Source organism: Polaromonas sp. P1_G4 (assembly GCF_056405475.1).
Window position 1 is genome coordinate 1 of the sequence record NZ_JBFUCA010001059.1, and the last position, 547, is coordinate 547.

The 547-nt window shown below is 55.0% G+C and carries 1 protein-coding gene and 1 pseudogene; both read right to left on the bottom strand.

All coding sequences use genetic code 11. The features are described 5' to 3' along the window. Positions 1-213, bottom strand: a pseudogene (locus AC1D1X_RS25345) (type IV pilus secretin PilQ); the annotation flags it as partial. Further along, positions 210-547 (bottom strand): pilus assembly protein PilP (locus tag AC1D1X_RS25350; protein ID WP_477699643.1); only part of this gene is annotated, 338 nt, incomplete at its 5' end. The gene AC1D1X_RS25350 and the pseudogene AC1D1X_RS25345, both read right to left, overlap by 4 nt.

Below are 547 nucleotides of genomic sequence, written 5' to 3' on the forward strand. Positions count from 1 at the left end.
CAAAGGTTCCGCCAAATCGATTCGAATGACCTCTGCACCGCCCTGAACTGATCCGGAAACAGCCTGGATGGCATTCTGTGCCTGCGCCAGCAAGGGAGCGGCAGTTACAGAAAATGCCAGACTGAGCGAAGCACAACGCAACACACGCCCAAACAAAAGCTGCAGGCGGCCCTTTTTTTCCTGCGTCTCTAGTGCCGGTGTCTGCTTGTTCATTTTGATCCCTCTAATAACTGTAAAGTCGCGGTCCGCTCTATCCATTCACCCGCGGCGTCTTGCACTATCTCGCGCAAGGCGAGATCTGTTTCAGTGACCTTGGTGATCCGGCCGTAGTTTTGCCCCAGGTAATTCCCTACCCGGGCTTGATAAATCAGGTTGTCAACTCGTACCAGCGCGACTGGCTGGCCAACCTTGATCAGGCTACCCACCATGGCAATAGCGTCCAGGGGATATGCCTCCAGTGGTTCTTTTCGTCGGCTCAGTTCAGGTGCGATCAAGGCGGCGTTGGCCGTCGACTGATTGGATTCGCGTTTCAGCGCCTGTGTCAGTT